Source organism: Yoonia sp., assembly GCF_046292185.1.
Lineage (GTDB): Bacteria > Pseudomonadota > Alphaproteobacteria > Rhodobacterales > Rhodobacteraceae > Yoonia.
On sequence record NZ_JBKBQY010000020.1, the window covers coordinates 1 to 19668 of the forward strand.

General features: G+C 60.4%; 19 protein-coding genes and 1 pseudogene. 3 read left to right on the forward strand and 17 right to left on the reverse strand.

What is annotated here, in order from left to right:
• From ACK4TM_RS05580 to ACK4TM_RS05645, 14 genes and pseudogenes are all read right to left on the reverse strand, one after another.
• A pseudogene (locus ACK4TM_RS05580) lies at window positions 1-310 on the reverse strand (chloramphenicol acetyltransferase); the annotation flags it as partial.
• On the reverse strand, window positions 307-1158 hold the full coding sequence (phnE, locus tag ACK4TM_RS05585; RefSeq protein ID WP_409698003.1) for a phosphonate ABC transporter, permease protein PhnE: 852 nt from the start codon (window positions 1156-1158) through the stop codon (window positions 307-309). The gene phnE (ACK4TM_RS05585) and the pseudogene ACK4TM_RS05580, both read right to left, overlap by 4 nt.
• A 2-nt stretch (window positions 1159-1160) precedes the next feature.
• Window positions 1161-2063, reverse strand: coding sequence for a phosphonate ABC transporter, permease protein PhnE (phnE, locus tag ACK4TM_RS05590; protein WP_409698006.1), 903 nt, complete (start codon window positions 2061-2063; stop codon window positions 1161-1163).
• 65 nt (window positions 2064-2128) lie between these two features.
• Window positions 2129-3031 (reverse strand): phosphate/phosphite/phosphonate ABC transporter substrate-binding protein, encoded by a 903-nt coding sequence (gene phnD / locus ACK4TM_RS05595; RefSeq protein ID WP_409698009.1) that lies wholly within the window; start codon window positions 3029-3031, stop codon window positions 2129-2131.
• Between the two features lie 31 nt (window positions 3032-3062).
• The gene (gene phnC / locus ACK4TM_RS05600) at window positions 3063-3875 is read right to left on the reverse strand and encodes a phosphonate ABC transporter ATP-binding protein (RefSeq protein WP_409698012.1); all 813 of its coding nucleotides are present in this window, start codon (window positions 3873-3875) and stop codon (window positions 3063-3065) included.
• A 90-nt stretch (window positions 3876-3965) separates the two neighbouring features.
• On the reverse strand, window positions 3966-5144 hold the full coding sequence (locus ACK4TM_RS05605; RefSeq protein WP_409698015.1) for an alpha-D-ribose 1-methylphosphonate 5-triphosphate diphosphatase: 1179 nt from the start codon (window positions 5142-5144) through the stop codon (window positions 3966-3968).
• Complete coding sequence (locus ACK4TM_RS05610; RefSeq protein ID WP_409698018.1) at window positions 5128-5802, reverse strand: phosphonate C-P lyase system protein PhnL; 675 nt, start codon at window positions 5800-5802, stop codon at window positions 5128-5130. The genes ACK4TM_RS05605 and ACK4TM_RS05610 overlap by 17 nt, the downstream gene beginning before the upstream one ends.
• A gap of 41 nt (window positions 5803-5843) precedes the next feature.
• Entirely contained in the window at window positions 5844-6641 is a 798-nt protein-coding gene (locus tag ACK4TM_RS05615; RefSeq protein ID WP_409698021.1) for an ATP-binding cassette domain-containing protein, read from the reverse strand.
• Complete coding sequence (locus ACK4TM_RS05620; protein ID WP_409698023.1) at window positions 6638-7552, reverse strand: alpha-D-ribose 1-methylphosphonate 5-phosphate C-P-lyase PhnJ; 915 nt, start codon at window positions 7550-7552, stop codon at window positions 6638-6640. The genes ACK4TM_RS05615 and ACK4TM_RS05620 overlap by 4 nt, the downstream gene beginning before the upstream one ends.
• A complete protein-coding gene (locus ACK4TM_RS05625) occupies window positions 7549-8613 on the reverse strand; it encodes a carbon-phosphorus lyase complex subunit PhnI (RefSeq protein WP_409698026.1) in 1065 nt (354 codons plus the stop codon). The genes ACK4TM_RS05620 and ACK4TM_RS05625 overlap by 4 nt, the downstream gene beginning before the upstream one ends.
• Window positions 8613-9149: a phosphonate C-P lyase system protein PhnH gene (gene phnH / locus ACK4TM_RS05630; RefSeq protein ID WP_409698029.1), complete on the reverse strand. Its 537-nt coding sequence runs from the start codon at window positions 9147-9149 to the stop codon at window positions 8613-8615. The genes ACK4TM_RS05625 and phnH overlap by 1 nt, the downstream gene beginning before the upstream one ends.
• Window positions 9149-9592: a phosphonate C-P lyase system protein PhnG gene (locus tag ACK4TM_RS05635; protein ID WP_409698032.1), complete on the reverse strand. Its 444-nt coding sequence runs from the start codon at window positions 9590-9592 to the stop codon at window positions 9149-9151. Before ACK4TM_RS05635 ends, phnH begins: the two co-directional genes overlap by 1 nt.
• Window positions 9592-10311 carry a phosphonate metabolism transcriptional regulator PhnF gene (gene phnF / locus ACK4TM_RS05640; protein WP_409698035.1) on the reverse strand — a complete coding sequence of 240 codons (720 nt, stop codon included), beginning with the start codon at window positions 10309-10311 and terminating at the stop codon, window positions 9592-9594. Before phnF ends, ACK4TM_RS05635 begins: the two co-directional genes overlap by 1 nt.
• A 240-nt stretch (window positions 10312-10551) precedes the next feature.
• A complete protein-coding gene (locus ACK4TM_RS05645; protein ID WP_409698038.1) occupies window positions 10552-10983 on the reverse strand; it encodes an OsmC family peroxiredoxin in 432 nt (143 codons plus the stop codon).
• A gap of 368 nt (window positions 10984-11351) precedes the next feature.
• Between ACK4TM_RS05645 and ACK4TM_RS05650 the strand changes: the two genes are divergently transcribed.
• The 3 genes from ACK4TM_RS05650 to ACK4TM_RS05660 are packed head-to-tail and all read left to right on the forward strand — an operon-like array spanning window position 11352 to window position 16681.
• The gene (locus ACK4TM_RS05650) at window positions 11352-12509 is read left to right on the forward strand and encodes an efflux RND transporter periplasmic adaptor subunit (protein ID WP_409698041.1); all 1158 of its coding nucleotides are present in this window, start codon (window positions 11352-11354) and stop codon (window positions 12507-12509) included.
• 4 nt (window positions 12510-12513) lie between these two features.
• Entirely contained in the window at window positions 12514-15669 is a 3156-nt protein-coding gene (locus ACK4TM_RS05655) for an efflux RND transporter permease subunit (protein WP_409698044.1), read from the forward strand.
• Window positions 15638-16681 (forward strand): alpha/beta fold hydrolase, encoded by a 1044-nt coding sequence (locus tag ACK4TM_RS05660; protein ID WP_409698047.1) that lies wholly within the window; start codon window positions 15638-15640, stop codon window positions 16679-16681. The genes ACK4TM_RS05655 and ACK4TM_RS05660 overlap by 32 nt, the downstream gene beginning before the upstream one ends.
• A 351-nt stretch (window positions 16682-17032) precedes the next feature.
• Here ACK4TM_RS05660 and ACK4TM_RS05665 read toward each other — a convergent pair whose 3' ends face one another.
• From ACK4TM_RS05665 to ACK4TM_RS05675, 3 genes are read right to left on the reverse strand one after another with little or no spacing between them, the layout of a single operon-like run.
• The gene (locus ACK4TM_RS05665; protein ID WP_409698050.1) at window positions 17033-17782 is read right to left on the reverse strand and encodes an amino acid ABC transporter ATP-binding protein; all 750 of its coding nucleotides are present in this window, start codon (window positions 17780-17782) and stop codon (window positions 17033-17035) included.
• A 1-nt stretch (window position 17783) separates the two neighbouring features.
• On the reverse strand, window positions 17784-18674 hold the full coding sequence (locus tag ACK4TM_RS05670) for an amino acid ABC transporter permease (RefSeq protein WP_409698053.1): 891 nt from the start codon (window positions 18672-18674) through the stop codon (window positions 17784-17786).
• A complete protein-coding gene (locus ACK4TM_RS05675) occupies window positions 18671-19516 on the reverse strand; it encodes an ABC transporter substrate-binding protein (RefSeq protein ID WP_409698056.1) in 846 nt (281 codons plus the stop codon). The genes ACK4TM_RS05670 and ACK4TM_RS05675 overlap by 4 nt, the downstream gene beginning before the upstream one ends.
• Window positions 19517-19668: the final 152 nt, after the last annotated feature.

Here is a 19668-nt window from a genome sequence, read left to right on the forward strand (position 1 = left end):
AGTCGTGATCATCCTCGCCCAGACCGTATGCGGCGGCGCGGTAGACTGAATGGTGCTGCACCGCACGCCATGTCGGATGATTACCCGGATTGATCCGCGCGCCATTGGCGATGGAACACATCTTGCCGATGCTTGTCCAGACGACATGGCAATCCTGCGTGATGTAGGACCAGTCCCCCATGGTTGACGCCCGCATCTGGGTGCCCCTTCCTACCTCGGTCCAGGCGCCAAGTTCGCAATCCACGACGGTCGCAGATGGGTGAATGGTCGGGCTTTCGCTGAGATGGGTCTTGCTGCCTGCACCACTCATCTTGCTGTCTCCGTTTTGCCGATCAGCCGCTGTCGGATCAGCGCAGACATCCAGTCAATCACATAAACCATCGCGATGATCAGGAAGATGATCGACCAGGCCTCGTCCCATTGGTAGGTGGCGATCCGGTCTGACAGCAAAAACCCGATGCCGCCTGCGCCCACAATTCCCAGAATCGTACTGGACCGGACATTAGATTCAAAGTTGTACAGCAGGATCGACAGGATCACCGGATTGACCTGCGGCATGATACCATAACGGATCTGCTGCAACCGTGACCCACCTGACGCCCTGACCCCGTCGACCGGCTTTTGCGATGTATTTTCGATCGCTTCCGAGAAGAGTTTCGCGAAAGTGCCGATTTCGCTGACGGCGATGGCCAGCACCCCTGCCAATGGCCCCAGTCCGAAGGCCCGGATACAGATCAGCGCAAGGATCAGCGTTTCAAAAGCACGGATCACATCATAGCCGCGCCGCGTGCTCAGGCGCAGAAAGTTCAGACGATTGATGTTCTTTGCCCCAAGAAAGGACAGAGGGAAAGCGATGATCGCCCCCAGCAGCGTCCCCAGAAAGGCCATCGACAATGTTTCAGTCAGCCCTTTCAGGACTTCAGCAAACTGGTTCCACTCGGTCCAGACATAGGGCGGGAACATGAACGACAGCACCCGCCCCAACCGGCCAAGCCCGTCCCAGATACGTTGCGGCGTAAAGCCAAAATCATAAAGGCACCATCCGAAAAGCAGGATAAATCCCGCCCAGATGGTCGCGCGGCGCAGGCGAACCCTCATTGGTGCGCGAAAGGCCAGTGGCATTCGGGCGCGCGCAGCAGCGATTTGTTCGTCGGTCATGCTCATGGTCGTGTCTCCATGCCGATCACCTTGTGGCGCAGCTTTTCTGATCCGTAGTCAATAATCATTACGGTCACGAGGATGATGACAAACAACGCCGACAGGTCGGTGTAGACCTGATAAGACATAGCGGTGCGAAATTCCTGCCCCAGCCCGCCTGCCCCGACATAGCCGATGATCGATGAGGCGCGCACATTGATCTCAAAGCGCAGCAGCGTATAGCTGATGATATTGGGCAGGATCTGCGGTACCGCGCCATAACGCATCTGATCAAACCAGGACCCGCCTGCCGCCTTGACCCCGTCAAGCGGGCGCATGTCGATGTTTTCATTGACCTCGGAATAAAGCTTTCCCAATGCGCCGACCGTGTGCAGTCCGATGGCGAGCACCCCCGCCATAGGGCCGACACCAAAACAGAAGACAAAGATCAACGCGAAAACCAGTTCGGGAACGGTGCGGGCAATTTCAAGATATCGGCGCGACAACCAAAGCACCCATTTGGCAGGCGTCAGGTTACGCGCAGCGGGAAAGGACAGAACAAAGCCACCAATGACGCCAAGCACCGTTGCCATAAAAGCGATCATGATCGTTTCGACCAGAAGCTTGGCCCAAATCCGCCAGCGGGCAAACCATTCAGCGATATCAGCGCCAAGCGTCGCCCAGTGCAGATCAGGCAGCGTTTTGACCAGATATTCACCAAGTCGCGGCAGCCCTGCCCCAATGACCCAGCGTTCAGCACGTGTGCCGTCAGCCAGTGTGACCTGCGTCACCTTGAAAAAATTCGAGGCCTCAGCCGTCAGCAAAAACAGGATGACCAACGTGCCGGTGATCACCAGAAAGGTCAGCCGTGACCGCTTGCGATGCTGGGCAAAATCGGATTCAAAGGAAAGGATGGCGGCATTCATAAGGCATATTCCCGGCACAAGGCGGGCGGGCTATCAGGCCCACCCGGTCAGGTTCAGATCACGGATCAACCCCGGCGATTGGCCCGGAACCAGTCGCGCATCTCGATCAGGATTTCATATTGCTCATGCTCCACCTCGATATAGCGGCCAGCGGTCGATGCTTCGCCACCTGTGATCTGTTTGAACAATTCAGGTGCCGCAGTTGGGGTGGCCATGACCGCCGCTTTCATATCGTCGATCAGTCCTTGTGGCAGGTTTCCGCGCGCGGTGAACGGACTCGATGGGATCAACGGGCTTTTCCAGACAAAGCAGATTTCATCTTCGGGGATCATCCCCTTGCTGATCATGCGCTGCACGTTGCCAGAGGTTTCATTGGTCCAGCTTGTGGAAGCCGCATCGAACTGGCCGTTGACCACCCCCATGATCGACGATTCATGGCTGCCCGAAAACGGCACCGCGCCAAAGAATTCCTCCGGCGGATAACCCTCGGCTGACAGGGTATAAAAAGGCACGGTATAGCCAGACGCGCTGTTGGGGTCGGCAAAGGCGAGGGTCTTGCCTGCCAGATCTTCGATCGAACTATAGCCTGCATCACAGCGCACTGCGACGACGCTGTGATAACCGAATGATCCGTCCTGCTGTTCGGTGGTCAAAAGCGGAACGACATTGCCATCCATTTCAGACCAGGCCGCCGCATAGGCAGATGGGCCAAACCATGAAAATTCGATCTGGCCGGCCGCCAGCGCCTGAATCGCACTGTCGTAGCTACCCGCTGGAAAAATCTCGACCTCGACGCCAAGAGCCTCTTCCAGATAGTCCTGGAACGGGCCCCAGCGGTTGTTGCGATCAAGCTCGTTCTCGCTCGAAATCAATGCAAAACGCACGATACGATAGTCGGTTTTCCAGTCTTCTGCCACGGCGGGGAACGCCATCAAGGCGGCAAAGGCAGTCATCATTGTCAATCGCATGGGAATGTTCCTTTTCAAGGGTTTGGGGAAATCAGGCATCAATTTTATCTCGCGCGGCATAGGCGGTGGTGGATGTGACGGCTTCGCTAAACTCGGCCAGCCCTTCCAACCCGTAAATGTCGCGCACGACATCATTGGTCAGTTGCCGGGCGGTGCCATCGAACATGACGCGCCCTGCGCGCATCGCGACGATCCGGTCGCAATAGGCGCGTGCAGTGTCAAGGGTGTGCAGGTTGACCAGCACGGTCAGCCCGTCTTCGCGGTTTATCTTGCGCAATTCATCCATCACGCGTGTTGCATTGGCCGGATCAAGACTGGCAATAGGCTCATCGGCCAGCATGATTTTGGGCCGCTGCACCAGCGCCTTGGCAATCGCGACGCGCTGTTGCTGGCCGCCGGACAGGGTGCCCGCCCGTTGCAATGCCTGCGGCACAAGATCAAGCCGGTCCAGCGCCTGAATCGCCATGGCGCGTTCTTCATCCGTGAAACGCATTGCCATGGAACTAAGAAACCCATGTTCCGGCAACCGCCCGATCAGCACATTCGTCAGCACGTCCAAGCGGTCCACAAGGTTGAACTGCTGAAAGATCATGGCGCAATCACGTCGCCAAGCGCGCAGGGCCTTGCCCTTCAGCGCGGTAATCTCGACCCCGTCAAACGCAATCGACCCCGCAGTGGGGTCGACCAGCCGGTTGATCAGCCGCAACAATGTGGACTTACCAGCGCCCGAACGTCCGATGATGCCTACAAATTGCCCCGGCGAGATCGAGAGCGACACCTTATCGACAGCCGTCGTGTCACCGAATTGGCGCGTGATTGAAGAGAGCGTAAGATTTCCGGTCATGGTGATTCATCCGAATGAATTTTTCACCTGAGTCGTAACCTTGTGGCGTAACAATCCCATTACCCGGATGTGACAGTTCCACGACGCTTTTCACGATTGTGTTTCCAGGGCAGCAGTCACCATCGACAATGTGCCATTGGCATGGATCATCTCGCCGTTGCGCAATGTCATGACCACCCGGTCGGACGCATCGACCACCACAAGATCGGCATTCTTGCCTGTGCTGATTTCACCGCGATCCGTCAGGCCCAACGCTTTGGCCGGATTGACATTCGCAAGCCGCGCGGCGCCCGCCAGCCCGGCAGGATCATGCGGGGCCAGAGCCCGGATCGCGGGCAGGATCGCGGCGGGATGATAATCTGCCGCCAGAATGGACAAAAGCCCCGCACGATGTGCGTCGCGGGCGGACAGGTTGCCAGAATAGCTTTGCCCACGCATGGCATTGGGCGCACCCATCGCGGTCATCAAGCCACGGTCGATAGCAATCTGCGCCGCTTCCTGCGTCACCGGAAATTCCGAGATGACAGAGCCAAGATCAGCCATCAGATGCGCCTTTTCCGCCGTGTCATCGTCATGGCTGGCAAGCGGCACACGGTGGTCGCGGCACATCTGCGCGACGGTGCGCATATTGGCCAGCAAGATATCCTGCGGGCGGCTGCGTGTCGCTATCGCCTCATCGACCATCTGCCGCGCCTCAGCTTCGGAAACGCCGTTCTGGGCCGCGCGATTTTTGATATGAATTTCAAGATTGCGGTATTGCCCCTGCCCCGGTGTATGATCCATCAAGGACACCAGATCGACGTGGCCTTCGTTCAGCAGGTCGCGCAGCACACCCACAGCATTGTCAAAGGTGATGTCGAAACGCGCGTGAATACGATGATCGACCCGCGCTTTGCCACGCACTTTGGCCAGTTCGCGGATCACCCGGCTGGTGTGTTCAAACGACCGCCGTTCGCCCTGATGCGCGGCCCGCGAAAATGACACCGATGCATAGGCCGTCGTCACTCCCGCCGCGGCCAGCCGCGCGTCCAACGCGTTTAGCGCGACAGACATCGGAAAATCCACGCGCGCACGCGGTTCCAATTCCTGTTCAATCATATCGCCGTGCATATCGATGAAACCCGCAAACAACGTGTGCCCCCGCCCCCGGATGCCGCCATTGACGGGATGGTCTGCAATCTCGGCGATCTTGCCTTGGGCAATCCGTAGCGACCCATGCGGCACGACGCGATCAGGCAGAACCAGTGTAAAATCAGAAAACCACATCATCACGTTCCTCTTGCAGTGCTTTGGCGGGTGTCAGGTCAAGTTCGCGGTCAATCAGGTCGGCGACATCGCCGGGGTGGTGGAAAACGCCGATCATCGCGGTGCCCGACGCTTTCAGTTCCGCCAGCCGCGCGATCAGCGCGGCACGGGCCGACACATCAAGCGATGCGGTCGGTTCATCCAAAAGCAAAAGCCGCTGTGGCAGGATCAATGCGCGTGCAAGGTTGACCTTTTGCTGTTCGCCACCGGAAAAAGTGGTGGGATACGCGGGCCAAAGTGCGGGTTTTACACCAAATGCGTTCAGCCAATGACGCGCCTGATCCAAGGCGCCAGCGACATCAACGCCCGCCAGTCGCAGCGGTTCGGCAACCAGCGCCTCGGCGCTGACGCGTGGGCGCGCGGACAGGAACTGCGTCACAAAGCCGATCTCGGTCCGGCGCAGATAGGTCACATCAACATCGGCCGCGCGCGCAAGATCAATCACCCCATGGGTGGTGTGGAACAAAATCTGCCCGCCCGCCGCCAGATAACTGCGATAAAGCGTGCGCAACAGCGTGGATTTTCCTGCCCCGTTACGCCCTTTCAGCAGCAGGAATTCGCCCGCATGCAGCGTGAAGGAAACATCATCGAATGCAGCCATCCGTGTATTCAGATGGTGCATGGTAAAGCCTTTGGACAGGCCACGAACATCAAGGATCAAAGTCATAATTTTGCATGCACCAATTGTTGCGTGTAGGCGTGTTGCGGGTCTTGGAACACTTGGTCGGCAAGGCCGGTTTCAACGACCTCGCCCCGGCGCATCACCATAACGCGGTCGGACAATGTCCGGATCACACCCAGATCATGGCTGACAATCACCATGGTGATCTGGCGGTCCTGTTGCAGCCGCTTGAGCGTATCAAGCACCAGCGCCTGCACGCTGACATCAAGGCCCGTTGTCGGTTCATCCAGCAGCAAGAGGGCCGGTTCCAGCGCGATCGCCTTGGCCAGTTGCACCCTTTGCTGCATGCCGCCGGACAATTCCACCGGCGGCGCGTCCATCCGGTCCAGCGGAAATTCGGACGCATCCAGCGCCTTGCTCGCCTTGTCACGCAGCACGGCAAAGCGGCGTTCGCCCGCGACCAGCAGCCGTTCGGCGACATTCCCGGAAGAGCTGTGATGCATCAACAGGCCCAGATGCGGGTTCTGGTAAACGATGCCAATCCGCGTCGCACACAGCATCCGGCGCGCGTAGCGATCAAGGTCGAACAGATTGCCCTGCACATCGGACAGGTCCAGCGTGTAACTGCCGCTGTCCGGTGTTTCCTCCAGATTGAGGCAACGCAGAAAGGTGGATTTGCCAGATCCGCTTTCACCGACAATCCCCAACACCTCACCGGGATAGACCGTCGCAGAAACATCGCGCAACGCATGAACCGCGCCATAGGATTTGCTGACGTTGCGTGCGATCAGCAGGGGCTGGGTTTTGACCAGCTGCGGGGCATCAAGTGTCAGGGTCATTGCACAAGCTCCCCATCCTTGTACCAGGTCTGGCCGATGCGGGCCGGTTCGCCTTCGGCCATGCGGATCGTCTTGACGCCGAGTTCGCTGTCGGACACCTCAAAGGTCGATGAACCATCCGCCTGCGGAATTTCGTTCATGAAATAGCCTTTCGCGCCAGAACGTTGACAGGTCAGCCCACCGTGATTTTCGACCCGATAAGGCACATCGTCAAAGACCAAAGGGGCGACCCGTGTATAGGGCGGCACCGCATAAAGCCGCTTTTCGCGTCCCGCTGACAGGATCGTCAGATGCTGCGCCATATCCAGTTTTGGCACGTCCCAGCGCGGGATCGGTGACGGGGTCATGACAAAGCGCCCGTTCACAAGGCTTGGGTAACTCGCCCCCTGCATCACGCGACCAGACCGGACGATCTGTTCATAAAGCTGCAGCCACATCCGCCCGTAATCGGCATCGGCATGCATCTGGCGGGCAATCGACATATTTGGCTGCACGGACCGCAGCGGTTCAGGATTGGGCACTTGCAGCACCAATATCTGATCTTCGCGCAGCTTTTCTTCGGGGATGCGGTGGCGGGACTGGATCAGGTCGGCCTGCAATGTATCCATCGTCGTTGGCGCACCTGACACACGCGCCAGAAAACTGCGGATGGATGCGGCATTCACGCTGTCGTCGGCCCCTTGGTCAATCACCTTGATCCGCATCGCGGGGTTGATCAGCGTGCAGGAAATCTGCAAACCGCCTGTGCCCCAGCCACGCGCCATCGGCACCTCGCGGCTGGCATAGGGCATCTGGCATCCGGGAACCGCAATCGCCTTGAGCATCTTGCGCCGGATTTCGCGTTTGGCAGATCCGTCAAGGAACCCGTAAGACATCGGTTCCCAATCGCGGGTCAGTGAATTCAGGCTCATTCTGCGGGCTCCGGTTGTTTGTCTTTTGCGGCGCGCTTGGCCTTGGCATCGCGCATCGCATCAAGGCTGGACTGGAAAGTGACGTAATGGGGCAGTTTAAAGTGAATACAGAACCCCGAGCTTTCGACGCCTTCGGTGTGGTAAAGGAAAAATTCCTCTTCGGTCGCTGATCCTTTCGGCGCGCCCGCGGCATTCAGATCAAGCGTCGCGGCCGCGATCACCTTTACCTCGTTCCAGCCCAGTGTCGCAGCAAAGCCAAGGCCCAGGTCGGACCCCTGTTTTGATACGACTTCGGCCTGACTGACCTTAACGCGGCCCGCGCTGAACGCTGTACCGCGCGGATGGCGGACAACGACATCCGCCTCTGCCAGCCGCAATTCGTTCACCGTCGGATGCGCCTGCCCATAGCCGCGCTGCGCAGCATAGCCCAAGGCCAGCACACCCCCGGTTTCCGCACGGGCAAGGCTTTGCAATGTATGGGCGCGTTTGGCGGGAAACAGCAAAGGTTCGCGGGTGATATCGGGGATATCATTGCCGGTCGTGACGTCCGCGACAGGTGCAGCCAGCAATCCGTTTTCGGCCTGCCAGGCCGCGACCGAGGGTTGACGCGCAGGGAACGGTTTTGCTGCGGGCACCACCGGGTCAGGGTGATAGGTCTGACCTGACAGCACGTCGGTCGCAAGAATGCGATGGGCGTAATCCAGCGTTGGCCCCAGTACCTGCCCACCCGGAATATCCTTGAAGGCGGCAGAAATCCGACGATGGGTGAACAGCTCCTCCTGCGTGACCGGGTCCGCGACCGTCAGGCGCGGCTGCGTCGTGCGCCATGCACGCAACAGCAGGATCGCCTCGTAAAGTTCGCCCCCGGTCTGGGCCAGCGCCAAGGCGGCAAGGTCTTCGTCATACAGTGATGCTTCACCCATGACACGGTCGATCAGATAAGGCATCGCAGTACGGATTTCCGTCACCCGTTCCGGCGTGATCGCCCCCATTTCAGCCCGGAAAAGCCGCTGCGATTGTTCAATCGCGCGTTCGCCGCCCCGTGTTGCGACATATGCCATCAGAGCACCTCTGCTTTTGTTGATCGCGGCAGCCCCAGCACGCGGGACCCGTCAATCAGGAAAATCTCGAACCCCATCGGATAGCGCATGCTGCGCGCGCGTTCGGACCAAAAGCCATCGGGCAACCCGCCGACCGACAGTTCCACCGCCCCGTCAATACCGGGACCGGTCAGGCGCAACGCCGTGCCAACAGACAGGTCTGCATTCAGCACCAGCGTCGCCCCCTCTTCGGGGTAAAGGTCAGAGCCGCATCGCAACTGACGCAACACATCAGCCTGCGGCAGCGATGCGGCAAAGACATGATCGGCGGCATCAAATTCGACAAGCGCGGCACCAGCGCGGAGGGCGACATCGGTCAGAGCAGGATCAGCGCTATGCACCTTGCATTCGCGGTCAATCAGCGCCGCGATAATCTGGGCCTGCCCTGCCTCTGGCAGATCATGAATCAAACCCGGCCGCGACAGCGCCCACATCAAGGCCGCATAGGTCGCATTTGTTTGCGCTTCAAAATCAGACGGGGCTGGATGGGCGGTCATCAGAATGTCTCCATATCAACGCGGGTGGCCTCGACCCGGCACAGCGTGTCGTGATCGGCTTGCGCCTGTGTGCGCGCCTCTTCATCAAGAAATTCAGTGCAGCCGTCAGGTGCCACACCAAGGGCCACGGCAAGGTCAACCAATGCCATCGCCATCGCCGCCTCCAGATCGCGCCCCCGCCGCATGCCATAACCGATCTGGTTGCCCGCGCTGATCCGCGCCTCGCTCATCAGGATCTCACCAAGATGGAAATGGGTGCCCTGTGCGGTGTCGCGCATCGGCAGCATGACCAGCCCGGTGCGGTTATCCAGCACCTCAACATCAGGCAAATCTGCAATCAACGGTTCGGCGAACGCCTTGAGCCGATCCGCATCGGCGCGCGCCAGAACGGCCAGCATCGCGTCATGCGCCCATCCGGGCAGGTCGTGCGGAGCTTGCATCATCACGTATCCTCGTTGTTGGGAATGTTGAATTTGACCCGGGCGGCAGACCAGATCACCTCGCTGTAAGACAAAGCTGCGTCGTCCATATCCTTGTCCACCGCGCGCACGACAATCACCGGCATGTCGGGGTGCTGGCGCAATTGGCGGGCTTCTTCGGGCCGCGCCGGGCGGGCATAGATCCGGGTGCTGTCGCGCAGATAATCGGTGATATTGTAAGAGGCATAAACAGCCGTGATGGACCCAAGTTTCTGCCGCCGTTCAGGAAAATCGGGGAACCGCGCGGCATCGTGATAGATCGTCCCGAAAGAAACCGGCACGTCATCGGCCAGCGACAGACGTCGCGAGGCAATCACCAGAGCGCCGGGGGAAAGGCCAAGGCGCTGTGCCACCCGCTCCGTCGCGCCGATACGCTCCACGCCAAGCGCTTCTCCGGTGACACTGACACCCTGGGCACCCAGATTGCGGCGCAGTCGGGTGCGCGGGCCAATCGTGTAATCCAGCATCGGACGCGGATGAACGAACGTGCCACGCCCCTGCTCGACGCTCAGATAGCCTTCTTTCGCAAGTTCCGCCACGGCGCGCCGGATCGAATGGCGTCCCGCGCCATAGACGCGGACCAATTCCGGTTCAGTCGGCAGCCTTGCGCCGGGTTCCAAAACGCCGTCCATGATGTCCTGCTCAATTGCTGCGCGAATGTCGCGCCATCTGTCTCTGATCATTTGCTCTATTCATCCGGATGAATTTTCAATACCGGCAAGATGTGACATCCTTATGTCAGTCACAAGGCTCGGGGCACGTTCTTCGAAATATTCTTGCGATATAGGCCGGGTTGCGCACAGGCTTCGGCAGTTGACCACGCCGTCATCACGCAACCAAGGCAACCGGGACGCGCGCCCAGCAGTTTCCGCCTGCTGGGCGCTGCGTTTTGGGTTGCAGTCACCAACGCCCTGTCGTCGTCGTCAGATCAGTTTTGCATCCATGCTGATCTCGGCATTCAGAAGCTTGCTGATCGGGCAGCCGCTTTCCGTGGCCTTGGCAAGCTCCAGGAACTCCTCGTCAGTGATATCCGGCACCGTGGCCGTCAGCTCGATATGGGCGTTCGAGACCTTGAAACCCCCGTCTGCAGGGTCTTTCTCTAACGAGACAGTTGATTTGACATCAATGTTTTCAGCCTCAAAATCATTCTCCGTCAGGTTCAGCGACAGGGCCATGGCAAAGCAGGCGGCATGGGCTGCGCCGACAAGCTCTTCTGGGTTGGTGCCTTTCCCGTCTTCAAAACGCGCTTTGAAACCATAGGGATGATCCTTCAACGCAGCGGTTTCCGTCGAAACCGTGCCGCCACCGTCCTTGATTGTACCCTTCCAGTTTGCTGTTCCGAATTTGTTGATCATGGTAATCTCCTTTGCCTGTCACTGAAACGAGCTAGGCCTGACCAAGTTCCGTAAAGTGAGATGGTAAGAGTTTCTTGATGGCATCCCCGGCACGTTCGCTCAGGCGGCCGAAACTGAAAAGCGTCAACATTTGTCTGCTGGATGACCTCAACCATGTTGCAATCGGGTCGCCGGGACTGGCGCATGTGGGGGCCGCCTTTAAGGCGCCAGCCGCGCGCAATACGGGGAGTGCGGTGCGCCATTAGTTGCCGTGACCTGAACCTCTGATGCTCAGCAATGACAGACACGCAGCAAAACGCGAACCTTCTGAGCGCGAGGGGGTTATGTTTGGAGCGCGCCGCGCTGCCACTTCATTTCGGGGTTCCCCTATGGTCCGCTGGCTGAATGCCACAACTCTTGTCTTTGTGGCGATCGTCGCCCTTGTTGTCGTATGGATCGGCAGCGGCTTTCTCAGTGGGGATGAGACCGCGCAAGACGAAACGGTGCCCCCTACGGCGGGGCTCCCGTCGGTCGCCGCAAGCTGGAGCGATGCAGAAGAGACCGTCCGCGAGATCACGCTTTATGGCGAAGTCCGCCCGGCCCAGATATCCACGCTGCGCGCGCGTGTGCAGGGGATCGTCGAAGAGATCGCGCCTGCGGGCACCGAGGTCGAGGCGGGGCAGATCGTGGGCAGGCTTTCGGCAGATGACCGTGAAGCCCAGCTTGCCCGCGCGGAGGCTCAACTGGCCGCAGCCCAGAGCGATTACAATGCCGCGCGCCAGCTTGCGGACCGGGACATCACGCCGGAGGCGGAGGCTCAGACGCGGTTTGCACAGCTTCAAGCGGCGCGCGCCGAGTTGCGGGCGGTCGAACTGGAAATCACCTATACGCAACTCGCCGCCCCGGGCGACGGAATCGTCAACGAGCTTTACGCCGATGTCGGTGCGCTGGTCACTGCAGGGGGCGAGGTTGCCGAGATCGTGGACAATGATCCCCTTGTCGCCGTCGTGCAGGTGCAACAGGGCAGCATCGGTGACGTCCGCGCGGGTATGCCTGCCCGGGTCCGTTTCATTGGTGGCGGCACAGCGGAGGGCGCGATCAGTTTCGTGGCGCCCGTTGCCAGTGCTGAGACGCGGACGTTCCGCGTGGAGGTTGAAATCAACAATCCCGAAGGCGCCCTGCCCTCTGGCCTCAGCGCCGAGGTCGTCATTCCCTATGATACCGTCGCTGCGCATCGCTTGTCACCCGCGCTGGGGCTGCTCGATTCCGAAGGGCGGCTTGGCGTGCATCTGGTTGACGACGAAGACCGCATCGTCTTTGCGCCCATCGTTGTGGTCGAGGCGGAAGCCGGGGGCATATGGGCGACCGGACTGCCCAAGCGGGCGCGCATCGTGACGATCAGCCAAGGTGCCCTCGCACAGGGGCAGCAGGTAGAGGTCCGCGAAACCCCGCCTGAGTACCTGACCGGGACAGCGACAGCATCAGAGACCGGCGCAGCGGCGGCGGAGGCCGCTGCACCCGCCGGAAACGATACAGCGGGGGAATAACGCGATGTCTGCACTCATCGCCGCCGCGTTCAGCCGCACCCGCACCATGCTCCTGCTGCTGGCGTTGCTTTTGCTCGGTGGGGCGTGGTCCTATGTCACCATACCGAAAGAGGCCGCGCCGGAAATCGATATTCCGATTTTTACCGTGAACGTCACCTATTCCGGGATCACTGCGGAAGACAGCGCACGGCTTCTTGTGGAACCGCTTGAGCGACAACTTCAGGCGCTGCAGGGGCTGGACACGATGACAGCGCAGGCCGGAGAAGGCTTCGCGACGCTGACGCTCGAATTTATGCCGGGCTTCGATCAGGACACGGCATTGCAAAGCGTGCGCGACGAGACGGATACAGCGGCCCCCGATCTGCCCGATGGTGCGGATCCGCCTGTTGTCCGTGAGGTGGACGTGGCGCTTTTCCCGATCCTGACGGTCGCGCTGTCCGGCGACGTGCCCGAGCGCGAGCTGATTGGTTTCGCGCGGTCACTTGAGGAACGGCTCGAAGCGATCACTGGCGTACTTCAGGCGGAACTGACCGGCGATCGTGCGGACCTTCTTGAGATCGTCGTCGATCCGCTGGCGATCGAATCCTATGGCATCTCGACCGATGAAATCGCCCAAGCGGTCCAGAGCAATAACCAGCTCGTCGCAGCGGGTGCCTTCGACACAGGGACAGGACGGATCGGCGTATCGATCCCCGGCACGATCCGCACAATCAACGATGTCCTCGCGATTCCGGTGCGGGTGGCGGATGGAACCGTTGTGCGGGTGCAGGATGTAGCGGAGGTGCGTCAGACCTATCTTGACCCCGACAGCTTCGCGCGGATCGACGGGCAACCGACCGTCGCATTCGATATCAGCAAGACCGCGGGCGCGAATATCATCGATGTGGTGGCGGCGGTTCAGAATGCCGTAGAGGAAACGCGCACCGGCTGGCCTGAACCAGTGCGCGTGGCCTATATCCAGAATCAGGCAGAGGATATCGAGACGCTGCTGGGCGATCTTGAAAATAACGTGATCTTCGCCATCCTGCTGGTGATGTTGACAACGATCCTAGCGCTTGGCCTGCGGGCGTCGCTCCTTGTCGCCATCGCAATTCCCGGCTCCTTTGCCATTGGCATTCTGGCCATCGCCTTGATGGGCTTCACGCTGAACATCGTGGTGCTGTTCGGGCTCATTCTGGTGATCGGTATGCTCGTCGACGGCACAATCGTCGTGGTAGAGCTTGCCGAACGGTATCGCGCCGAAGGCAAATCGCGCAGCGCGGCCTTTCTGGGTGCCGCACAGCGCATGTCCTGGCCGATCACCGCCTCGGTCGGCACGACGCTGGCTGTCTTCGTGCCGCTTTTGTTCTGGCCGGGTGTGGCGGGGCAATTCATGTTCTATCTGCCTGCGACTGTCATCGTGACGCTCGGCGCATCGCTCCTGCTGGCGCTGGTCTTCGTGCCGCTGATCGGCAGCCTCGTCGGCGCGGGCCATCCGCCGCGGCAGGCGGATGGTGAAACAGCGGTGCGCCCTGCGGCTTACGACAAGATACTGACCTATATGATCGGCCGCCCCGGCCTCGCCATCGGTCTGAGCCTGCTGGCCCTGATCATGGCCCTCATGATCTATGGCACCTTCGGGCGCGGTGTCGCATTTTTTCCACAGATCGAACCCGACCGGGCGCAGGCTCAGATCCGCGCCGATGGCAATCTGTCAGTCTGGGAGGCAGACCGGCTGGTGCGTATGGTCGAAAACCGTATCGTCGGGGCAGAAGGTATCGCAACAGTCTATGCCCGCACCATCGGCTCGGTCGAAGACCGGCTTGCGAGCAATGTCAGCCCTGATGTTATCGGCACAATCCAGATTGATTTTGCGGATTGGCGCACACGCCCCGCCGCCACCTCGCTGATCGAGCGCATCCGCGACGATACCGCGCAACTCCCCGGTATCAGCGTGCAGGTCGAGGCGCAGGAGGCGGGACCGGGCGCGGGCCGCCCAATCGAGATCGAGATTTCCGCCGCAGATCGCGCCCTGTTGCCCGAGGCGGCAAGGCAGGTGCAGACGATTTTGGCAGAGCGCGCCAGTTTCGTCGATATCGCCAGCGATGTGCCGCCCGAACGGATCGAACTCCGGCTTCAGGTTGACCGCGAACAGGCGGCCCGCTACGGCGTTGATATCAATACGCTTGGGACCACGGTGCAGCTTCTGACGCGCGGTGTCGTGCTCGGGACTTTTCTGCCGGATTTCGCGCCCGACGAAGTTGATATCCGTCTGCGCTACCCTGCCGAGGACCGCACCTTTTCTGAACTCGCGGGCCTCAGGGTGGCGTCGCCTGCCGGAATGGTCCCCATCACGACTTTTGTTTCACTGGAACCTCTGCCATCCGCTGCCGTCATCAACCGGGTCGATGGGCGGAATTTGCAGACCATCACGGCGGGCCTGCTGGGCGGAACCACTGCGGCGGAAGAGATCACCGTGCTGCAACGGCTTTTTGCGGAAACCGAATTTCCGGAGGGCGTCGATATCCGCTTCGCTGGCGAGATCGAGGATCAGGCTGAAGCGGGGGAATTTCTGGCACGCGCTTTCGTGCTCGCGATTTTTCTGATGTTCCTGATCCTGCTCACGCAGCTCAACAGCTTTTTCCAGTCGTTCGTCGTGCTCACCGCGATTGTCTTTTCGGTTGCAGGCGTGCTTCTGGGCCTCGTGATACGGCAGGAGCCGTTTTCCGTGGTGATGAGCGGTATCGGAATCGTCGCGCTTGCCGGGATCGTGGTGAATAACAATATCGTGCTGATCGATTCCTATAATGAGCACCGCGCGGCGGGCATTAACCCCACAGATGCCGCATTCAGGGCCGGGGCCGAGCGATTCCGCCCGGTGTTTCTCACGGCGATCACCACGATTATTGGCCTCATGCCTATGGTGCTTGGCCTGACTGTCGATTTCTTCGCGCGCGATGCTTATTTCGGCGCGCCATCGGGACAGTTCTGGATTCAACTGTCCACCGCGATCGTCGGCGGCCTGGTTTTCTCCACATTCATCACTGTCCTGCTCACGCCTGCATTGCTCGCATGGGACGGAAACAGACGCGAGGCCGGTGAACTGCGCAAAGGTGCAAGTGACCCCTTGCCCAAGGAGAACAGGACAAATGGATTTCATGAACAGACACGGCGCGCCTGACTGCCACAATCCGCCCGCCGACATCGTCTCCAACAGACGTGCGCGGCGCGCGTCCCATCCCCGGACCGCATCGCTGATCGCTGCCGCCGGGGTACTGACAGCTGCCGCCTTGATGAACCATCATTTTGCAAAGCGCGCCGAGCGTCGCAATCCGCCTCTGGGACGCTTCGACGAGGTCGAGGGTGTCAGACTGCATTACATCGAACGCGGGGAGGGTCCGGCAATTGTGCTGCTGCACGGAAACGGAAGCATGATCGAGGATTTCACCTCAAGTGGGCTTGTTGATCTCGCCGCAAGAAGCCACCGGGTGATCGTTTTCGACCGGCCAGGCTATGGGCACAGCACGCGACCGCGCGACAGGATCTGGAGCGCCGGAAAGCAGGCAGACCTTATTCACGCCGCGCTCGCGCGGATCGGTGTCTCGCGCGCCGCCATTCTTGGACATTCGTGGGGGGCATCAGTGGCGCTTGCGTTGGCAATCAGGCGTCCGCAAACGGTCTGCGGTCTCGTTCTCGCTTCGGGATATTACTTTCCGTCGGCGCGGGTCGATTTTGCGCTCGTGTCCGGGCCGGCGATGCCGCTGCTGGGAGATATTGTGCGGTATACGGTCGCGCCCATCGCAGGCAGGCTGCTGTGGCCCTTGCTCATGCGCAAGATCTTCGGCCCCGCGCCGGTGCCTACAAAATTCCGGCACTTCCCGAAGGAAATGGCGCTGCGACCGTCGCAGATCCGTGCCGAGGCGGCAGAATCCGCGCTGCTGATACCGGCGGCCGCAGCGACGTTCAGGGACTATGCCGCATTGCGTATGCCCGTCGTCATCGTTGCCGGGGCCGAAGACCGGCTCATCAACCCGGCCGGCCAATCGCGTCGACTGCGGCGGGCCATACTCCAAAGCACGTTGCGACTGGTTCCTGGCGCCGGACACATGGTGCATCAGACCGCACCGGACGCCGTGATGTCGGCCATAGAGGAGATGTTCTCGCGGGTTGATGCCCGCGGATCGCAAGGTTGATGCGTCCGGGCAGGATGACATGGCTGAGGAACATGGGTGCCGCTTGGCCAGCCGCGACAAAGGCAGCGCGGCCTTCATCCTGCAGAACGGCATTTAGCGCGGACAATGTGTTCGGACCTGCCATCATCTGTCGCACCAAGACCTCGGCTGCTGCGCCTGTCACGCGCCGCAACCGCGGAAGAGTAAGCCCTGCCAACGGACACTGAACAGGGTGCCAAAACTGTCAAGCGAAGAGTTTCACTCTGCACGTTCGGGATGAGCGTAAGTCGAAGGCTGATCGACGGCTACAAGGCACCGCTGGTCAATCCTTCGTTGCAATGGGGCGCCTTGCGCTGGTCATGCAGGGGCCCGTCAACTCAACCTTCCTGCAGCGATGATGCGCTGCAAAAAGGCTTGGGTGCGCGGTTCCTGCGGGCTGCCGAACAGGCGATCTGGCGTGCCTTCTTCAAGGATCACGCCTCCGTCAAGAAATGCCACCCGGTCGGCACATTCACGCGCGAAAGCCATTTCATGGGTGACGATCATCATCGTCATGCCGTCGTCTTTCAGGCCGCGGATAATTGCCAGCACATCGCCCACCAGTTCAGGGTCAAGCGCTGCGGTGATCTCATCCAGCAGCAGCACATCGGGTCGCGTCATCAGCGCGCGCGCGATAGCCACGCGCTGTTGCTGCCCACCGGACAGTTGTTCCGGATAAGCCCCGGCAAAGCCGTGCATCGCGAACCGGGCCAGCACATCGCGCCCATGCTCCTCTGCCTCGGCGCGGGACTGGCCATGCACGCGGCGCGGGGCGAGCGTGATGTTGTCTAGGACATTCATGTGCGGGAATAGGTTATAGGCCTGAAACACGATACCTGCGCGTTTCTGCAGACCCATCTTGCCGAATGACGGATCATCCACCGGGACGCCATCCAGCCGGATCGTGCCGTAATCATATTCCACCAATCGGTTGACGCAGCGCAACAGGGTAGACTTGCCCGACCCGGACGCGCCGATCAGGCAGACCACCTCATGCGGGTTCATCTGCAGGCTGACGCGATCCAGCACCAGCTTGTCACCGAAATATTTGGTGACGTTGTCGATATCGATCTTGGGAACCATGTTAATCCGCTATCTGAAGACGACGTTCACGGTCGCGCCGTGTCAGGTAATCGGCCAGACGGGCCATCGGCACAGTCGCCAGCAAAAACAGGCCCGCCGCCACGATCAGCGACGAATAATTGAACGTTGTCGCGGTATAGATCTGCGCCTCGCGCACCGCATCGCGCACGCCGATCACCGACAACAACGCGACATCCTTTTGCAGCGCCACGACGATATTCATCAACGCAGGCACGACATTGCGCAAGGCCTGCGGCAGGATCGCATAGCGCAGCGTCTGCCATTCGCCAAGGCCCAGCGATTTCGCTGCCGCCCGCTGCCCTTCATGCACCGCATCAATGCCGGAACGGTAGATTTCGGCGACATAGGCGGAATAGCTCAGCACCATCGCCACCCCGCCCCAGAACAGGCCAGAATTGGGCAGGCCCGGCAGGTTCAGCGCCGGAATGCCAAAGCCGAACAGCAACACCAGCAGCAAGACCGGCACACCGCGGAAAATGTCGATATAAATCATCACCATCAGCCGGAAAGGCGCGAACCACGGCGCGCGCAAGGCGCGCAGCACCGCCAGCACCAGCGCCCAGATCAGGATACAGGCCAACGCCGTCAACCAGATCTGCATATTGATCCAGAACCCCTGCAACACCCGCGGAAAGGCCGCGATCATCGCATCAAGGTTGAAGAACTGCAGCCTGATCCGCGGCCATTGTTCGGCCGAGGTGACAAACCACGCCAGCGCACCAAAGACGACAATGATACTGATCGTGCTGATCAGGCCGGGCATCAGCGCCGCGCGCCAGTCGAAGCCCCGATGCGGCGGCGGCGGGGGTGGCCCCCGCCGCGCGTCATTGTTTCCCGCGCGATCCGGCGCGGCAATGTCGTGCCGTGTCATTCGCTGATGATCGGCAGGTCCGGGTCGGCGACAAGATAGGTTGCCACCAGATCATCCACCACACCGCGGGCGATCAGCGCGCCCAGGGCTTCGTCCACAGGTTCCACCAGCGGGTTTTCAAACGCGAACAAAAGGCCATGCCCATTGTCGTTTTCATCCGCAGGCAACAGGGCAACGATATTCGCATCCGGCACCTGCACCGCCGTCATGAACAGCGCCGTCGGCAATGCGGCCAGCGTCGCGTCGATCTGCCCGGCCTGCAGCGCCTGAAACACGTCGGCCTGTTCGTTATAAATCGCCGCATCCGCGATCCCGAGGATATTGACCAGATAATCATTATCCGTGGTCCCGATCACCGCGCCCCAGCGCAGCCCCTGCAGATCGGCAAAGCTGGCGGCGGTATCAGCCACGGTCCCAGGAAGGGCAATCACCGCCTTGTCCGGCTGGAAATAGACCTGACTGAAACTGACGATCTGCGACCGTGCCTCGGTCACGGAAATCTGCTGGATCGCGAAATCATAGGGTTTGGGACCCGGCGCAATCGCCTGATCAAAGGTCTGGGCAACCCAGACAACCTGATCTGGGGTGAACCCCATCTCTTCAGCCAACGCATAGACCAGCCCGTTCTCGAACCCTTCACCGCTGGCGGGGTCATTGTTCAGCATCCATGGCGGATAGACCGGATCACCGGTCCCGACGGTCAGCACACCGGGGGTGATCAGACGGTCATCCGTGGTCGAAAATTCCTGCGCAGCGGCAGATATCGGCGCGGCGGCAACCATCGCCCCCGCAAACAGCACAAGCGCGCGACGGCGGGTCGCGGCGATCAAATGGTGCGTCATTCGTGATCCTTTCATGTGAACCCTGTCGCGCTGAACAGCGTGAAGATGGCCGGAATGTCGCCCGCCCGTGTGGCCCGGTCAAGCACCTAGACGCCGCGCCGCAGAACAAAGCGACAGCAGCGCACCATGACCGCAGATCACGCCATCGAAAC

What these genes read in the sequence shown, in the direction of transcription:
- phnE (WP_409698006.1), bottom strand. Translation starts at nt 2,063, where the DNA reads ATGAATGCCGCCATCCTTTCCTTTGAATCCGATTTTGCCCAGCATCGC.
- ACK4TM_RS05610 (WP_409698018.1), bottom strand. Translation starts at nt 5,802, where the DNA reads ATGCACCATCTGAATACACGGATGGCTGCATTCGATGATGTTTCCTTC.
- ACK4TM_RS05625 (WP_409698026.1), bottom strand. Translation starts at nt 8,613, where the DNA reads ATGGCATATGTCGCAACACGGGGCGGCGAACGCGCGATTGAACAATCG.
- phnD (WP_409698009.1), bottom strand. Translation starts at nt 3,031, where the DNA reads ATGCGATTGACAATGATGACTGCCTTTGCCGCCTTGATGGCGTTCCCC.
- ACK4TM_RS05620 (WP_409698023.1), bottom strand. Translation starts at nt 7,552, where the DNA reads ATGAGCCTGAATTCACTGACCCGCGATTGGGAACCGATGTCTTACGGG.
- ACK4TM_RS05675 (WP_409698056.1), bottom strand. Translation starts at nt 19,516, where the DNA reads ATGACGCACCATTTGATCGCCGCGACCCGCCGTCGCGCGCTTGTGCTG.
- ACK4TM_RS05670 (WP_409698053.1), bottom strand. Translation starts at nt 18,674, where the DNA reads ATGACACGGCACGACATTGCCGCGCCGGATCGCGCGGGAAACAATGAC.
- phnH (WP_409698029.1), bottom strand. Translation starts at nt 9,149, where the DNA reads ATGACCGCCCATCCAGCCCCGTCTGATTTTGAAGCGCAAACAAATGCG.
- phnC (WP_409698012.1), bottom strand. Translation starts at nt 3,875, where the DNA reads ATGACCGGAAATCTTACGCTCTCTTCAATCACGCGCCAATTCGGTGAC.
- ACK4TM_RS05655 (WP_409698044.1), top strand. Translation starts at nt 12,514, where the DNA reads ATGTCTGCACTCATCGCCGCCGCGTTCAGCCGCACCCGCACCATGCTC.
- ACK4TM_RS05650 (WP_409698041.1), top strand. Translation starts at nt 11,352, where the DNA reads ATGGTCCGCTGGCTGAATGCCACAACTCTTGTCTTTGTGGCGATCGTC.
- ACK4TM_RS05605 (WP_409698015.1), bottom strand. Translation starts at nt 5,144, where the DNA reads ATGATGTGGTTTTCTGATTTTACACTGGTTCTGCCTGATCGCGTCGTG.
- ACK4TM_RS05615 (WP_409698021.1), bottom strand. Translation starts at nt 6,641, where the DNA reads ATGACCCTGACACTTGATGCCCCGCAGCTGGTCAAAACCCAGCCCCTG.
- ACK4TM_RS05635 (WP_409698032.1), bottom strand. Translation starts at nt 9,592, where the DNA reads ATGATGCAAGCTCCGCACGACCTGCCCGGATGGGCGCATGACGCGATG.
- phnF (WP_409698035.1), bottom strand. Translation starts at nt 10,311, where the DNA reads ATGATCAGAGACAGATGGCGCGACATTCGCGCAGCAATTGAGCAGGAC.
- ACK4TM_RS05645 (WP_409698038.1), bottom strand. Translation starts at nt 10,983, where the DNA reads ATGATCAACAAATTCGGAACAGCAAACTGGAAGGGTACAATCAAGGAC.
- ACK4TM_RS05660 (WP_409698047.1), top strand. Translation starts at nt 15,638, where the DNA reads ATGGATTTCATGAACAGACACGGCGCGCCTGACTGCCACAATCCGCCC.
- ACK4TM_RS05665 (WP_409698050.1), bottom strand. Translation starts at nt 17,782, where the DNA reads ATGGTTCCCAAGATCGATATCGACAACGTCACCAAATATTTCGGTGAC.
- phnE (WP_409698003.1), bottom strand. Translation starts at nt 1,158, where the DNA reads ATGACCGACGAACAAATCGCTGCTGCGCGCGCCCGAATGCCACTGGCC.